18 protein-coding genes are annotated in these 12,815 nt (G+C 64.7%); 12 read left to right on the top strand and 6 right to left on the bottom strand.

Going from position 1 to position 12,815, the window contains the following annotated elements; genetic code table 11:
• Together AC3AYF_RS11375 and AC3AYF_RS11370 are read left to right on the top strand one after the other, a co-directional pair.
• The coding region (locus AC3AYF_RS11375) for an NAD-dependent epimerase/dehydratase family protein (protein ID WP_487779745.1) at window positions 1-494 on the top strand (494 nt) is incomplete at its 5' end.
• Between the two features lie 298 nt (window positions 495-792).
• Window positions 793-1,092 (top strand): helix-turn-helix domain-containing protein, encoded by a 300-nt coding sequence (locus tag AC3AYF_RS11370; protein WP_295038276.1) that lies wholly within the window; start codon window positions 793-795, stop codon window positions 1,090-1,092.
• Window positions 1,093-1,259: 167 nt separating this feature from the next.
• Here AC3AYF_RS11370 and AC3AYF_RS11365 read toward each other — a convergent pair whose 3' ends face one another.
• From AC3AYF_RS11365 to AC3AYF_RS11355, 3 genes are all read right to left on the bottom strand, one after another.
• A complete protein-coding gene (locus tag AC3AYF_RS11365) occupies window positions 1,260-1,655 on the bottom strand; it encodes a type II toxin-antitoxin system VapC family toxin (protein WP_295038289.1) in 396 nt (131 codons plus the stop codon).
• Between the two features lie 2 nt (window positions 1,656-1,657).
• Window positions 1,658-1,894 carry a type II toxin-antitoxin system Phd/YefM family antitoxin gene (locus tag AC3AYF_RS11360; protein WP_295038272.1) on the bottom strand — a complete coding sequence of 79 codons (237 nt, stop codon included), beginning with the start codon at window positions 1,892-1,894 and terminating at the stop codon, window positions 1,658-1,660.
• A gap of 174 nt (window positions 1,895-2,068) precedes the next feature.
• Window positions 2,069-3,085 (bottom strand): L-idonate 5-dehydrogenase, encoded by a 1,017-nt coding sequence (locus AC3AYF_RS11355; RefSeq protein ID WP_295038269.1) that lies wholly within the window; start codon window positions 3,083-3,085, stop codon window positions 2,069-2,071.
• Window positions 3,086-3,324: 239 nt separating this feature from the next.
• Between AC3AYF_RS11355 and AC3AYF_RS11350 the strand changes: the two genes are divergently transcribed.
• From AC3AYF_RS11350 to AC3AYF_RS11305, 10 genes are all read left to right on the top strand, one after another.
• On the top strand, window positions 3,325-4,377 hold the full coding sequence (locus AC3AYF_RS11350) for a D-2-hydroxyacid dehydrogenase (RefSeq protein ID WP_295038266.1): 1,053 nt from the start codon (window positions 3,325-3,327) through the stop codon (window positions 4,375-4,377).
• Window positions 4,377-5,168 carry an IclR family transcriptional regulator gene (locus tag AC3AYF_RS11345; protein WP_295038264.1) on the top strand — a complete coding sequence of 264 codons (792 nt, stop codon included), beginning with the start codon at window positions 4,377-4,379 and terminating at the stop codon, window positions 5,166-5,168. The genes AC3AYF_RS11350 and AC3AYF_RS11345 overlap by 1 nt, the downstream gene beginning before the upstream one ends.
• Window positions 5,169-5,180: 12 nt before the next feature.
• Window positions 5,181-6,161 carry an NAD(P)-dependent oxidoreductase gene (locus AC3AYF_RS11340; RefSeq protein ID WP_487779744.1) on the top strand — a complete coding sequence of 327 codons (981 nt, stop codon included), beginning with the start codon at window positions 5,181-5,183 and terminating at the stop codon, window positions 6,159-6,161.
• 30 nt (window positions 6,162-6,191) lie between these two features.
• Complete coding sequence (locus AC3AYF_RS11335) at window positions 6,192-6,740, top strand: TRAP transporter small permease (protein WP_295038257.1); 549 nt, start codon at window positions 6,192-6,194, stop codon at window positions 6,738-6,740.
• Entirely contained in the window at window positions 6,737-8,017 is a 1,281-nt protein-coding gene (locus AC3AYF_RS11330) for a TRAP transporter large permease subunit (RefSeq protein ID WP_295038254.1), read from the top strand. Before AC3AYF_RS11335 ends, AC3AYF_RS11330 begins: the two co-directional genes overlap by 4 nt.
• A 44-nt stretch (window positions 8,018-8,061) precedes the next feature.
• Window positions 8,062-9,054 carry a DctP family TRAP transporter solute-binding subunit gene (locus AC3AYF_RS11325; RefSeq protein WP_295038251.1) on the top strand — a complete coding sequence of 331 codons (993 nt, stop codon included), beginning with the start codon at window positions 8,062-8,064 and terminating at the stop codon, window positions 9,052-9,054.
• Window positions 9,055-9,228: 174 nt separating this feature from the next.
• Complete coding sequence (locus AC3AYF_RS11320) at window positions 9,229-9,471, top strand: type II toxin-antitoxin system Phd/YefM family antitoxin (protein ID WP_295038248.1); 243 nt, start codon at window positions 9,229-9,231, stop codon at window positions 9,469-9,471.
• The gene (locus tag AC3AYF_RS11315; RefSeq protein WP_295038245.1) at window positions 9,468-9,731 is read left to right on the top strand and encodes a Txe/YoeB family addiction module toxin; all 264 of its coding nucleotides are present in this window, start codon (window positions 9,468-9,470) and stop codon (window positions 9,729-9,731) included. Before AC3AYF_RS11320 ends, AC3AYF_RS11315 begins: the two co-directional genes overlap by 4 nt.
• Before the next feature lie 169 nt (window positions 9,732-9,900).
• Window positions 9,901-10,179, top strand: coding sequence for a CopG family ribbon-helix-helix protein (locus AC3AYF_RS11310; RefSeq protein WP_295038242.1), 279 nt, complete (start codon window positions 9,901-9,903; stop codon window positions 10,177-10,179).
• Window positions 10,167-10,457 carry a type II toxin-antitoxin system RelE/ParE family toxin gene (locus AC3AYF_RS11305; protein ID WP_295038239.1) on the top strand — a complete coding sequence of 97 codons (291 nt, stop codon included), beginning with the start codon at window positions 10,167-10,169 and terminating at the stop codon, window positions 10,455-10,457. The genes AC3AYF_RS11310 and AC3AYF_RS11305 overlap by 13 nt, the downstream gene beginning before the upstream one ends.
• 214 nt (window positions 10,458-10,671) lie before the next feature.
• On the opposite strand, the gene AC3AYF_RS11300 is transcribed toward AC3AYF_RS11305, so the two are convergent.
• The 3 genes from AC3AYF_RS11300 to AC3AYF_RS11290 all read right to left on the bottom strand — a co-directional run.
• On the bottom strand, window positions 10,672-10,995 hold the full coding sequence (locus AC3AYF_RS11300) for a helix-turn-helix domain-containing transcriptional regulator (protein ID WP_295038236.1): 324 nt from the start codon (window positions 10,993-10,995) through the stop codon (window positions 10,672-10,674).
• 1 nt (window position 10,996) lies between these two features.
• On the bottom strand, window positions 10,997-11,338 hold the full coding sequence (locus AC3AYF_RS11295) for a type II toxin-antitoxin system RelE/ParE family toxin (protein WP_295038233.1): 342 nt from the start codon (window positions 11,336-11,338) through the stop codon (window positions 10,997-10,999).
• A 187-nt stretch (window positions 11,339-11,525) separates the two neighbouring features.
• Window positions 11,526-12,815: aminotransferase class I/II-fold pyridoxal phosphate-dependent enzyme (locus AC3AYF_RS11290; RefSeq protein ID WP_365677260.1), on the bottom strand; the 1,290-nt coding region annotated here is incomplete at its 5' end.

Below are 12,815 nucleotides of genomic sequence, written 5' to 3'. Positions count from 1 at the left end.
CGGTGTCGTTGCGCTACTTCAACGCGGCGGGCGCGAGCCCGGATGGCGCCATCGGCGAGCGCCACGATCCCGAGACCCACCTGGTGCCGCTGGCGCTGCAGGCGGCCATGGGCTTGCGGCCGGCGCTGCAGGTGTTCGGCCGCGACTATCCCACTGAAGATGGCACCTGTATCCGGGACTACATCCACGTCTGCGATCTCGCCGACGCCCACTTGCTGGCGCTGGAGTATCTGTTCGAGGGCAAGCCGACGGCACGATTCAACCTGGGCAGCGGCAGCGGGTTCAGCGTCCAGGAAGTCCTCGACAGCGTCGAGCGGGTGACCGGCCGCCGCGTGCCGTTCACCGACGCCCCGCGCCGGGCGGGCGATCCGGCAAGACTGGTGGCGGATGCCGGCGCGGCCAAGGCGACGTTGGGGTGGCGTCCCCGCTATGCGGATCTCGACACCATCGTCAGGCACGCCTGGGCCTGGGAGCAGCAACGCGCCTTGCTGTGAGTGCCACGCAGTCGCCACGGTTCAGAATCGGCCGGCCCCGGCTGGATAGTGGCGGCTATTTCGCCCCCGGTCTCCTTTCGCTGGTCGTTGCCTTGCCGTCTCTCGCCGATATGTCGCACTGAGCTCAAGCGATTCTGATGCCGGATTTCAGCTCCAGGGCCGGGCGACGAAAACGGGCTTTTGCTGAGAGGGGAGCGCGAGGGTAGCATGAGAATGCATGCAATCAATATGTTGCTTTTTTATTGTTAAGCAGCTTATATGATGCTTTTTGCGAGGTGAGGCAATAGGAGGTCGAGGTATGAATCGAAAGCCCGTGTTGGAACAGATCCTTCAGCGACGGCGACAGCTTCGACTGACCCAGGAGGACATGCAGTCGCGTATTGGCATGACGCGTCAGCAGTACCAGCGCCTGGAGCGCGAGGGCAACCCGCGTCTGGACACGCTCTCACTGGTCGCGGAGGGTCTCAATGCCGAGCTGATGCTGATCCCGCGGGAGAAACGCCTGGCCGTGCAGCGTCTATTGAAAGAGGCCGACCATGAGGCTAACCCGCCGGCGGACGAGAACCCCTGGCATGGATTGTTGGACGAGGAGTCATGATGGCGTCCGAATCGGTTTCAGTGTTGCGAGTCAGCCTGTCATCGAGGCCCGTGGGTTATCTGGCGGGATACCGGGGGGGACGCAACGTCATGGTTTTCGACGAATCGTTCCGCGGCGATCCGGATCGACCGACGAATAGATCGATAAGCATGGTTTGGCGGGCATGCTTACCAGAGTGTTTTCACATGACGATAAGAGATGATTTTGCCGTCGGCGGTAACCAACGCAACGTTGAAGTGCCGGGCAAGGGACACGATCATGCGATCGGCTGGATCCTTGTGAAACACTCCCGGTAACCGCGTTGATGCCAATGCCGTAGCGACATCTATGTCCACGAACTTGATTCCATCTATTTCAGCGACCGTATCCAGCCAGTCGTCAACGCTCATGGAAAGCGTCAGCCGCCCTTTATCGACAAGTAGCGCGATCTCCCAGGCAGTAATAGCGGAGATAAGAATCCCGCCAGCTTCTGCTTGCAGCTCGTGGTTAATGGCAGCTAACGCGTTGCCGGATAACTGTGGGTCCTCGTTTACCCACCATAGCAGCGCGTGCGTATCGAGCACGATCAAACGAGGGCCTCCCATTCATCTTCACCGACCGGCTCGAAAGGATCTGAAAGCTCCACAACACTCCCTTTGAGTCGTTCCAAGGGAGAGCGCTGGTCGGTTCGGTATCGTCGAACTTCGATGGTGGGGCGCCCTTTATCGGTAATGACTAACGGTTCACCGGATGCTTCCACCTGGCGCAGGATCTCGAGCGCTTTCGCTTTGAACTCGCTTTTTGAAACCTCGTTGAGAGGCATGGGCGTCCCTCGCTTGTCCAGCCTGATCTGGATCCAATGATACTATGACTATGCCGACTGGTCATCTTGCCCCGGGGGCGTTGAAGCACACGTCTATCCTGACTGCATGCCATCGGTTTCGCGTCGAGTGGAATGCCGAATGCTCGCCCCGTCACGCGTGGCACGCCGAAGCTTTCACCCCTGCGGCCAGAGCCGGATCAGGACCTTGCCGGAGGCCTGGGCGTCCTTGGCGATGGTGAACGCCTCGACGGCGTCGTCGGCTTCCAGCTCGTGGGTGATGACCTGGTCGAAGCGCGCGTCGCTGGCGAGCAGGGCGATGGCGTTGTCCACCTCGTCGTTGAACCGGAAGCAGCCCCGCAACTGGATCTCCTTGGAGATCAGCAGCGCCAGTTCCAGCGGTTGTGGGCCGGCACCCATCATGCCGATCTGCGCGATCACTCCGGCGCGGCGTACCGCCCGGATGGCGGCGTCGATCGAGGCCGGCGCCCCGGAGCACTCCAGGGCGACATCGAAGGATTCCGGCTCCGGCGTCTGCTCGCCGACGCGCAGCGTGTGGTGCACTCCCAGCGCCCGCGCCCGCTCCAGCGGCCCCTCGTGGAGGTCGGTGGCCGTGACCTCGCGTGCCCCCTTGGCCAGCGCCGCGGCTGCGACCAGCAGCCCGATCGGCCCCGCGCCGCAGATCAGCACGCGCTTGCCCTCGACACCGCCGGCCACGTTGATGCCGTGCAGCGCCACCGCCAGCGGTTCGGCCAGCGCGGCGCGCCTGAGCGGCAGGCCCTCCGGCAGTAGCCGGATCATCTCCCGTTTCATCACCAGGTATTCGCTCATGCCGCCCTGGGTGTGCGGCGTGGTGGAGGCGGAACCCAGGTAGCCGCCGTTCGGCCACAGGTGCGGTTGCCCCTCGAGCCCCGGCCGGCATTCGCCGAAGGTGGCGGGGTGGAAGGTGACCGGTGTGCCCGCCGCCAGCTCCCCAGTGGGGTCGAGATCGACGGTGCCTGACAGCTCGTGGCCGGGGATCAGCGGCTCGCGCACCACGAAAGCCCCGTTGGCGCCGTCATGGTAGTAGTGCAGGTCCGACCCGCAGATCCCGCCCCAGGCGATGCGCACCCGCACCTCGCCCTGGCGTGGCTGGGGCGTTTCCCACTCCTGACTGCGCAGGTCCTGCTTTCCATGGATGACCAGGGCTTTCATGGCGCTACCTCCAAGATTGTGATCGATGCCTCAAACCAATGGATCAGACCAATGTACCAGTTGCCCGGCCTCCACTCGCGACCAAAGGCGTGCTTACGATTCCAGAATACCACTGTACATTCTGCTGAACGATGTTCAGCTCATTGGACAATAGTGGGGCGCTAGTTTTGATAAATGGGCTCTGGTTTTGATAGTGGGCTCGAACGTTAAGCGTGGAACTCTGGAGAGGCGGACGGTTCATGAACGAGGGCAAGCTACGCGTGGCGGTCGCGACGCCGCTGAGCGAGGAACTGTGCGAATGGATCGAGGCCCGCGAGCCTCGCCTCGCGCTGATGCGGGATCAGTCGCTGCTGCCGCCCATGCGTCACCCGGCGGACTTTGGCGGCGATCCCGCTTTCCGGCGTACCCCGGAGCAGGAGGCCCGCTTCGACGCGCTGCTCGCCGAAGCCGAGGTGCTCTACGGCATACCCGATGTCGACCCCGCCCGGTTGGCCCGTGCCGTCGAGGCCAACCCGGCGCTGCGCTGGGTGCATATCATGGCGGCTGGCGGCGGCGGCCAGGTGAAAGCGGCCAACCTCTCCGCCGAGCAGTTGGCGCGGGTACGTTTCACCACCTCAGCCGGGGTCCATGGTGGCCCGCTGGCGGAGTACGCGGTGTTTGGCGTGCTGGCCGGTGCCAAGCAGCTGCCGCGGATTCTCGACCAGCAGCGCGCTCACCACTGGAGCGGGCGCTGGATGATGGGGCAGGTCAGCGAACAGCGCGTGCTGCTGCTGGGGCTGGGCGGCATCGGTCGCGAAGTGGCGCGCAAGCTGTCGCTGCTGGGCGCGTATGTGATGGGCGTGTCGCGTCACCAGCGCCCGGTCGAGCATGTCGACGAGATCGTCTCCCCCGATCGCTTGCATGAGGCGGTGGGTCGCGCCGACGCGGTGGTGAGTTCGCTGCCCGGCACCGCCGCCACGCAGGGCATGGTGGACGACGCCCTGCTGGCGGCGATGAAGCCCGGCGCGACCATCGTCAACGTGGGGCGCGGCACGGTGATCGACGAACCGGCGCTGATCCGCGCGCTGGAGCGCGGCCAGGTGGGGCTCGCGGTGCTCGACGTCACCGCCGTGGAGCCGCTGGACCCCGGATCGCCGCTGTGGGATCTGCCCAATGTGCTGCTGACACCGCATACCGCGGCGTTGAGCGAGGCGGAGGATCGCCTCATCGCCGAGCTGTTCGTCGACAACGCGCGCCGCTATCTCGACGGCGAGCCGCTGCTCAACCGCGTCGACACCGTGGAGTTCTACTGATGGCGGGCGAGGGCGAGCGAACGCCGGCGGTGAGCCGGGCGATTCGGGTGCTGGCGCTGCTGGAGAAGGCCGGCGGCACCCCCCAGGGCGTCAGCGAGATGGCGCGCCAGCTCTCGGTGGCCCGCTCGTCGCTGTTCAATATCTGCCTGACGCTGGAAGCCGATGGGCTGATTGCCCGCAGCGGCAACGGCTACCGGCTGGGGCGGCGGCTGGTGGAGCTGGGCGGCGCCTATCTGCGCACCGACGACCCGGTACAGGCGTTCTATCAGGCGTGCAACGAGACGCCGCTGCTGCATGACGAGATCTGCCAGCTGGCGGTGCTCGACGGTACCGAGGTGCTTTATCTCGCCGCCCACGCCGGGCGCATGCCGCTGCGCATGACCGCCAGTATCGGCAGTCGCTTTCCCGCCTCGATCACGGCGGTGGGCAACGCACTGCTGGCGAGGCTCGACGACGACGAGATTCGTCGCCGCTTTGCCGACCCCGCCACGCGCCCCGCCTGGACCGATCGCTCGGTGACCGATCTCGACGCCCTGGTGGAGAAGATTGGCACGGTGCGCAGCCGTGGCCACGGTCGCGACCTGGGCGAGGTCTTCCCGGGCGTGCGCGGGCTGGCGGTGACCGTCGCCCCCCAGTACAGCGGCGAGCAGGCCTACGCCCTGGGTACGTCGCTGATGCAGGAGCGCTGCGACGACGAGATCGAGAAGCGGGCGGTGGAAGCGCTCCAGGCGATGGCCGCGCGCATCGCCAACCCCATGAACCTCGCCGCCGATGGCGGCGGTCGCGACTAGGAGAACGATGCCATGGCGACGTTCGAGGAGACCTTTGGAATCGGTCCCGGCACCGGTTACGACGCCGGTCCTGGCGCCGCTGACCGGCGACGGGTGGGCATGATCGGGCTTGGCAGCATGGGCATGCCGATGGCCCGCAACCTGCTGGCGTCGGGCGTCGCCGCTCGGGTCAGCGTTCACGGCCGCTCGCGGGACCGGATCGGGCCGGCGCTGGATGCCGGTGCCGAATGGTGCGACAGCCCCCGGGAGCTGGCCGCGGCCAGTGACGTGATCATCCCCGTCCTGCCCGACCTACCGCAGCTGCGGGAGTTGCTCGAAGGCGAGGAGGGCTTGCTGGCGGGGCTCTCCCAGCCGCTGCTGCTGGTGATCTGCTCGACCTCGTCGCCGGCCGGCATCCGCGAGCTGGCCGCCGAACTCGAGTCGCGCACCGACGGCCGGGTTCGGCTGCTCGACGCGCCGCTCTCCGGCGGCGCCGATGGTGCCGAGGCGGGAACGCTCTCGATCATGGTCGGGGGCGACGAGGCGGCCTTCGCCGTTGCCCGGCCGCTGCTGGAGACCTTCGGCACGCCGGTGCTGCTGGGGCCGCTGGGGGCCGGGGAGGTGGCCAAGGCCTGCAACCAGATGGTGGTCGCTTCGACCATGGTGGCGCTGGCGGAGGCCACGGTGATCGCCGAGCGCGCCGGGCTCGATCTGGCCAGGCTGCTCGACTGCCTCGGGGGCGGCTATGCCGGCGGGCGTTTCCTAGCGTCGCGCAGGCAGCGCCTGATCGACAAGGATTACACCCCGTCCGGCCTGGCCCGCTACATGATCAAGGATCTCGGCTTCGCCACCGACGAGGCGGCGCGGGGCGGGGTGGTGGCGCCTCAGCTGACCACCCTGGCGGCGCTCTACGAGGATCTGGGACGGCGCGGTTTCGGCGACGAGGATCTCACCGTAACGCAGCGCTATATCGCCGAGCTCGATCGTCTGCCCGGCGACGGGCGCGAGCGATGACAGGCTGACCCGAGAGGGCGGGAGGCAACGATGACGGCGGTTCGGACTTTCTGGCGTGGAATCGAGTGGGCCATCGCCGCGCTGATGGCGGCGATGATGATCCTGGTGTTCGTCAACGTGGTGCTGCGCTACGGGTTCGCTTCCGGGCTGCGCCCCGGCATCGAGCTGTCGCGGCTGGGATTCGTCTGGATCGTCATGCTGGGGGCTTCGCTCTGCCTGAAGGAGGGCGAGCACCTGGCGGTCGGCGAGCTGTTCGATCGCCTGCCGCGACCGGTGCGCCTGGTCCTGGGGCGGCTGCTGTGGCTGGTGATCCTGATTGCCGCGCTCATGCTGCTGGTGGGCTGCTGGCGCCAGACGCTGGCCAACTGGCACAACATCTCGCCGCTCACCGGCCTGCCCAGCGGGCTCTTCTATCTCGCCGGCGTCGTCTCCGGGGCGCTGATGAGCGTGACCGCGACGCTCGGACTGCTGCGTCCGGGGTACTCGGAGGCGCCCGGCGTCGGGGCTGCTGGCATCGGGGCTTCAGGTGTCGAAGCGCCCGGCGTCGACAGCGCGCATGACCGGGAGACCAGACCATGACCCTGGCGCTGTTTCTGGCGGTACTGATCGGCGCCATCCTGCTGCGCCTGCCGGTGGCCTTCGCCCTGCTGGCGGCGGCGGGGGCGCTGATGCTGCAGATGGGCATGTTCAGCGCCGACATCGTTTCCCAGTCGCTGATCAACGGCGTCGACAACTTTGCCCTGCTGGCCATCCCGTTCTTCATGGTGGCCGGCGAGGTGATGGCCGTGGGCGGCCTGTCGGATCGTATCGTGCGCCTGGCGATGGCGCTGGTGGGGCACTGGCGCGGCGGGCTGGGCTACGTGGCCATCATCACCTCGCTGCTGCTGGCCGGGCTTTCCGGCTCGGCGGTGGCGGACGCGGCGGCGCTGGTCAGCATCCTCTATCCGATGATGCGCAAGAGCGGCTATCCCGCCTCCCGCTCGGTGGGGCTGCTGGCCGCCGGCGGCATCATTGCGCCGGTGATTCCGCCCTCGCTGCCGCTGATCATCCTCGGGGTGGCGGGCAACCTCTCCATCGCCAAGCTGTTCATCGGCGGGATCGTGCCGGGGCTCTTCATGGGCCTGGCGCTGATGATCACCTGGCGCTTCATGATGCGTAAGTCGGACCTCGAGCCGCAGCCGAAGGCCACCCGCGGCGAGCGGCTGAAGGCGCTGCGCGACAGCGTCTGGGCGCTGCTGCTGCCGGTGATCATCATCGTCGGGATCCGTTTCGGGGTCTTCACGCCCACCGAGGCGGCGGTGGTGGCGGCGGTCTACGCCATCGTCGTCTCCGCCGTGGTCTATCGCGAGCTGGATGCGCGCAAGCTGCTGGCGGTGCTGATCCGCGCCGGGCGTTCCACCGCCCTGGTGATGTTCCTGGTCGGTGCGGCGATGGTCGCTTCCTGGGTGATCACCATCGCCCAGTTGCCGCAGCAGCTCGCCGGCCTGCTGGGGCCGCTGGCGGACGATCCGAAGCTGTTGATGGCGGCGATCATGGTGGTGGTGCTGCTGGTCGGGATGGTGATGGATCTCGCGCCCGCCATCCTGATCCTGGTGCCGCTGTTCATGCCGCTGGTGAAGGCGGCGGGCATCGATCCGATCTACTTCGGCCTGATGTTCGTCATCAACTGCTGCATCGGGTTGATCACGCCGCCCGTGGGCACGGTACTCAACGTGGTCTGCGGCGTCGGCAACACCACCATGACCAACGCGGTGCGCGGGGTCTATCCCTTCGTTCTGGTGTACATCGGTCTGCTGGCGCTGTTCGTGCTGGTGCCTCAGATCATCACGGTGCCGATGCATTGGCTGATCGGCTAGCGCCTGAAGGCGTGAAAGCGCAAAACAAGGCAAGGAGAGGTGTCATGAACAAGATCATCAAGGCAACCACCGCCACGCTGTTCGGGCTGGCGCTCGTGTCGAGTTCCGCCATGGCCGCGACGACGTTGCGTTTCGCGCATCCGGCGCCGCAGAGCGATCTGCAGCAGACCCTGGCGGAGAAGTTCAAGGAGGAGGTGGAGAGCGCCAGCCATGGCGAGCTGAAGGTGCAGATCTTTCCCAACGGCCAGTTGGGCAACGACTCGCAGATGATCGACGGCACCCGCTCGGGGATCATCGACATCACCCTGTCGGGGCTCAACAACTTCACCGGGCTGGTGCCCGAGGCCGCCGCTTTCACGCTGCCATTCATGTTCGCCGACCACCAGGCCGCCTTCAATGCCCTCGATGGCGAACCGGGGGATCGGGTCATGAGCGAACTCGAGAGCGCCGGCCTCAAGGGCCTCGCGTTTCCCGAGAACGGTTTCCGGGAGATGACCAATAACCGGGGGCCGATCCGCGAGCCCGGGGATCTCGAGGGGCTGCGCATGCGGGTCAACAACTCCATTGTGCTCAACAACATGTTCGAGCTGCTGGGCGCCAATCCGCAGCAGATCCAGGTCAACGAGCTCTACACCGCCATGGAGACCGGCGTGGTCAACGCCCAGGACCACCCGCTGGGTATCGTGGTGTCGTTCAACTTCGACGAGGTGCAGAAGTACCTGTCGATGACCAACCACGCCTACGCGGCGCTGTTGCTGGCCATGAACAAGAGCCGGTTCGACAGCCTGACGCCCGAGCAGCAGCAGATCGTGCAGAAGGCCGCCGACGACGCCACCGCGATGCAGCGACAGATGAACATCGACCAGACCGAGCAGATGATCTCGCAGCTCGAGGACGATGGCATGGAGGTCAATCGCGACGTCGACACCGCCGCCTTCCAGGAAGCGGTGAAGCCGGTCTGGCAGGATTTCATCGATGAATACGGCGAGGAGCTGATCGACAGCATTCAACAGGCGGCGGGGCAGCAGCAGGGTTGAACGGTAACGCGGGGGAAGGTCTCGATTCGATCGCGCAAACCTGCCCCCGCGAATATGGCCGGGCCGGCTGGCCAAGACTGTCGACTCCGTTTGGCATTTCAGATCATCGACGAGCGTCTTGACGTACGTACTTAAAGGCGTACGCTATGGATATCGAGGTGCAAGGAGTGTGTCATGACAGGAATTACGGCAACCGAGGCGCGTGGCAACCTCTATCGTTTGATCGATGAAACCGCCGAATCCCACCAACCCATCGTCATCATGGGGAAGCGGAACAGAGCGGTTCTGGTATCAGAGGAAGACTGGGCCGCCATTCAGGAAACGCTTTATCTACTCTCTGTGCCGGGTATGCGTGAGTCCATTCGTGAGGGGATGGAGACCCCGGTCGATGAGTGCTCCGAGGAACTCGACTGGTGACGTGGAAGCTGGTCTATACCAGGCAAGCCCAGAAAGATGCTCGGAAGTTGGCCTCCAGCGGCCTGAAGCCCAAGGCCCAGGAGCTGCTGGCGTTGCTGTCGGAAGATCCGTATCGGAAGCCGCCTCCGTTCGAGAAGCTCGTCGGCGATCTCGCGGGTGCCTATTCGCGCCGAATCAATATCCAGCGCCGTCTGGTTTATCAGGTGCTCGATGAAGCGCGGGTCGTGAAGGTGCTTCGCCTCTGGAGCCATTATGAGTGATCCGTAATCGCCGCCTCTGCACTAGCTGCGGCTCGAAAGGCGCATGGAAGTGTAAGCAGGGTTGCAACGCTCACGGTCGTAAAGAAATATCGGTGCCTGCCGTCATCGACAGTCAGATTTGGCCAGTTTATAGCAGTTATAGGTATTACTTCTGACTATGGAGGCCACTATGGCGAAGCCGACGTCCATCAAGCTCGACGACGACCTGAGAGATCGAATCCAGCATTTAGCTAACGCTCGCAGGCGCTCGGCGCATTGGCTAATGCGCGAGGCCATCGAACAATATGTGGGCCGCGAAGAAAAGCAGGAAGCGTTCAGACGGGATACGCTCAAGGCTTGGGAACATTACCAGGCCACCGGTATGCATGTGACCGCTGACGAAGTAGAAGAGTGGTTGACCAGTTGGGGCACGAATAACGAGGTGCCAGGCCCAACATGGCACGAGTAATTTTTGCCTCCGCAGCGATTCGGGATCTGGAGCCATCGCGTGATTTTCTGCGACCGAAGAACCCGGCAGCGGCTGAAAGGGCTGCGAAAGCCATCATCCAAAGCGTTCGGGCACTCGGGGGGTTGCCCCATATCGGGCGCCTTGTCGAGGATCTGCCTGCAGAGTATCGGGACTGGATGATCGATCATGGCGATAGCGGCTATGTCGCCCGCTACCGTATCGATGGTGATGTTGTCGTGGTGCTAGCCATTCGACACCAGAAGGAAGCTGGCTTCTAGATATTGCGAGTCTGGTGCGTGCCGTCTGTCGGAAAGGCGATAGTCAATACAGGTTCCTGTGCGACCTTCATTGTTAGGCAGCAAAACGGCCTTGTCACCCGTCAAGTCGTCAGGTGGCAAGGCCGTGTCTCATCGCCCTCGAGAAGGGGGGGGTACGCTAGCTGGCCCGCGTCTTCCACTCCGTTTCCTGCACGTCGCGGATCGAGCATGCTGCTCAAGCTGCGCTGACGGCATGCACTTCCAGGTTGACCTTCAATGCTTTGCGAACGGCGCCCAAAATCGCCGCCAAGTTGTCCATGCCGGGATTACCGGAGGAGGACAACATGCGATGCAGGCTCTTGCTGGGTCTTCCGGTCTCTTCGGCCAGCGCCTCGAATCCCACGGTGGCGTTCACCAGGTCGCGCAGCATCACGCGAGCGCAGTCCGGCTCGCCATTGAGAAAGAGCGTTACCGCCTCGTCCAGCATCGCCTTGGCGAATGCCGGGTCGTTCTCGACGCGGGCAGCGATCTTCGTTTTGAAGTCACGAGTCAATGCCATATCATTTCTCTCCCTTCTTCGCTTGATGCTTGCGCTGCTTGTACTCCTCGCGCAGTGCCTTGGCGTTATCGATGTCAGCCTGCTGGCGCTTCTTGGTGCCCCCGCCAAACAGTATGATCAGCTCTTCGCCATCCCGAGCCAGATAGATCCGATATCCCGGCCCCCAGTCGATCCGGTATTCACCGATTCCTTCGAACCATTTTATGCTGGAGGTGTTGCCCATCGACATGTGGTACTCGGCGGCAGCTACCTTTGCCGCCGCTTGGGCATCGAGCCCCGCAAACCACTCGTGGTAGGGGCTCGTTCCATCTTTGCGCAGGAATTCACGAAGCTCGATCTTCATATCATGATGGTAACCTATAGGTTACTTCAAGGCGAGATTCATTGCTCTTGCAGGGCAGTGATGGGAGGGCAGCGCATCGCGATCACGACTCGTGCGTTGTCGTCATCGATCACTTCGGCAGCAAAACGGCCTTGTCACCCGTCAGGTGGCAAGGCCGTGTCTCATCGCCCTCGAGAGGGGGTGTACGCTAGCTGGCTCGCGCCTTCCATTCCGTTGCCAGCACGTCGAGGGTCTGGTCGATCTGTTCGCGGGTATGGTCGCAGTTGAGGAAGAACCGTAGCCTCGCGCTCTTCTCGGGCACCGCCGGGTGTAGGATCGGCTGCACGTTGATGTCGTGCTGGAGCAGGGCATCGGACAGGCCGGCGGCGAGCACGGAGCTGCCGACGATGATCGGCACCACGGCGACGCCGATGCTCTCGCCGATGTCGAAGCCCTTGAGCCTGGCCTGCTCGAGGAAGTAGCGCGAGATGTCGTGCAGCCGCTTCAGCCGTTCGGGTTCATCCTTCATCACCTGGAGTGCGGCGAGGGATGGCCCGGCGACCTGGGCAGGCATGCCGACGCTGTAGAGGAAACCCGGCGCGAAGTAGCGCAGCATCTCCACCAGCTCCCGGCAGCCGGCGATGTAGCCACCGCAGCCGGAGAGCGTCTTGGAGAGGGTGCCCATCCAGATGTCGACGTCGGTGGAGGCCACGTCGCAGTACTCCCGCAGACCCAGACCCCGGTCGCCCATCACCGCGAAGGAGTGGGCCTCGTCCACCATCAGCCAGGCCTGGTGGCGGCGCTTGATCTCGACGAAGCGCTTCAGGTCCGGGGCGTCGCCATCCATGCTGTAGAGCCCTTCGATCACCACCACCACGCGCTCGAACTGGCGACGATGACGCGCCAGCAGGTTCTCGAGCGCGACCGGGTCGTTGTGCGCGAAGCTCATGCGCCGTGCGCCGGAAAGCTGCGCGCCGACCACGGTGCTGTTGTGGATGTACTCGTCGTGGAGGAGGAGATCCTTGGGGCCGAGCAGGTAGCCCAGCGTCGAGACGTTGGTGGCGTGGCCGCTGACGAAGACCACGGCCTCCTCGACTTCGTAGGTGTCGGCGATGGCCCGCTCCAGTTCATGGTGGATCGGACGTTCGCCTGACACCGGGCGGCTGGCGGAGACCGAGCTGCCGTAGCGCTCCAGGGCGTCGATACCGGCCTGGATCACCCGGGGATGATGTGCCAGCCCCAGGTAGTTGTAGCTGGCGAAGTTGATGCACGACCGCCCCTTGATCACCGTGGTGGCGTCGGCGGTGCTTTCGTGGACCTTGAAGAACGGGTCGGGGATACCCAGCCGCTTGCCGCCCTCGCGCATCATCTTGAGCTGCTGGTAGCCCGGATGGCGGTCGAAGCGGGTAAAGCGCTCGTCGACGCTGGTGGCGGCGGGCTTGGGTGCGGTGTCTCCCTCCGGCCGCTGCTGGCGGCGCTGGCGCGCCTCCTGGAGCAG

The sequence above is a fragment of the Salinicola sp. genome, assembly GCF_982684285.1.
Note: the sequence above shows the minus strand (reverse complement) of the source record. Positions and strands in the feature narration are given on the sequence as shown.

What these genes read in the sequence shown, in the direction of transcription:
- AC3AYF_RS11370 (WP_295038276.1), top strand. Translation starts at nt 793, where the DNA reads ATGAATCGAAAGCCCGTGTTGGAACAGATCCTTCAGCGACGGCGACAG.
- AC3AYF_RS11360 (WP_295038272.1), bottom strand. Translation starts at nt 1,894, where the DNA reads ATGCCTCTCAACGAGGTTTCAAAAAGCGAGTTCAAAGCGAAAGCGCTC.
- AC3AYF_RS11355 (WP_295038269.1), bottom strand. Translation starts at nt 3,085, where the DNA reads ATGAAAGCCCTGGTCATCCATGGAAAGCAGGACCTGCGCAGTCAGGAG.
- AC3AYF_RS11350 (WP_295038266.1), top strand. Translation starts at nt 3,325, where the DNA reads ATGAACGAGGGCAAGCTACGCGTGGCGGTCGCGACGCCGCTGAGCGAG.
- AC3AYF_RS11345 (WP_295038264.1), top strand. Translation starts at nt 4,377, where the DNA reads ATGGCGGGCGAGGGCGAGCGAACGCCGGCGGTGAGCCGGGCGATTCGG.
- AC3AYF_RS11340 (WP_487779744.1), top strand. Translation starts at nt 5,181, where the DNA reads ATGGCGACGTTCGAGGAGACCTTTGGAATCGGTCCCGGCACCGGTTAC.
- AC3AYF_RS11335 (WP_295038257.1), top strand. Translation starts at nt 6,192, where the DNA reads ATGACGGCGGTTCGGACTTTCTGGCGTGGAATCGAGTGGGCCATCGCC.
- AC3AYF_RS11330 (WP_295038254.1), top strand. Translation starts at nt 6,737, where the DNA reads ATGACCCTGGCGCTGTTTCTGGCGGTACTGATCGGCGCCATCCTGCTG.
- AC3AYF_RS11325 (WP_295038251.1), top strand. Translation starts at nt 8,062, where the DNA reads ATGAACAAGATCATCAAGGCAACCACCGCCACGCTGTTCGGGCTGGCG.
- AC3AYF_RS11320 (WP_295038248.1), top strand. Translation starts at nt 9,229, where the DNA reads ATGACAGGAATTACGGCAACCGAGGCGCGTGGCAACCTCTATCGTTTG.
- AC3AYF_RS11310 (WP_295038242.1), top strand. Translation starts at nt 9,901, where the DNA reads ATGGCGAAGCCGACGTCCATCAAGCTCGACGACGACCTGAGAGATCGA.
- AC3AYF_RS11305 (WP_295038239.1), top strand. Translation starts at nt 10,167, where the DNA reads ATGGCACGAGTAATTTTTGCCTCCGCAGCGATTCGGGATCTGGAGCCA.
- AC3AYF_RS11300 (WP_295038236.1), bottom strand. Translation starts at nt 10,995, where the DNA reads ATGGCATTGACTCGTGACTTCAAAACGAAGATCGCTGCCCGCGTCGAG.
- AC3AYF_RS11295 (WP_295038233.1), bottom strand. Translation starts at nt 11,338, where the DNA reads ATGAAGATCGAGCTTCGTGAATTCCTGCGCAAAGATGGAACGAGCCCC.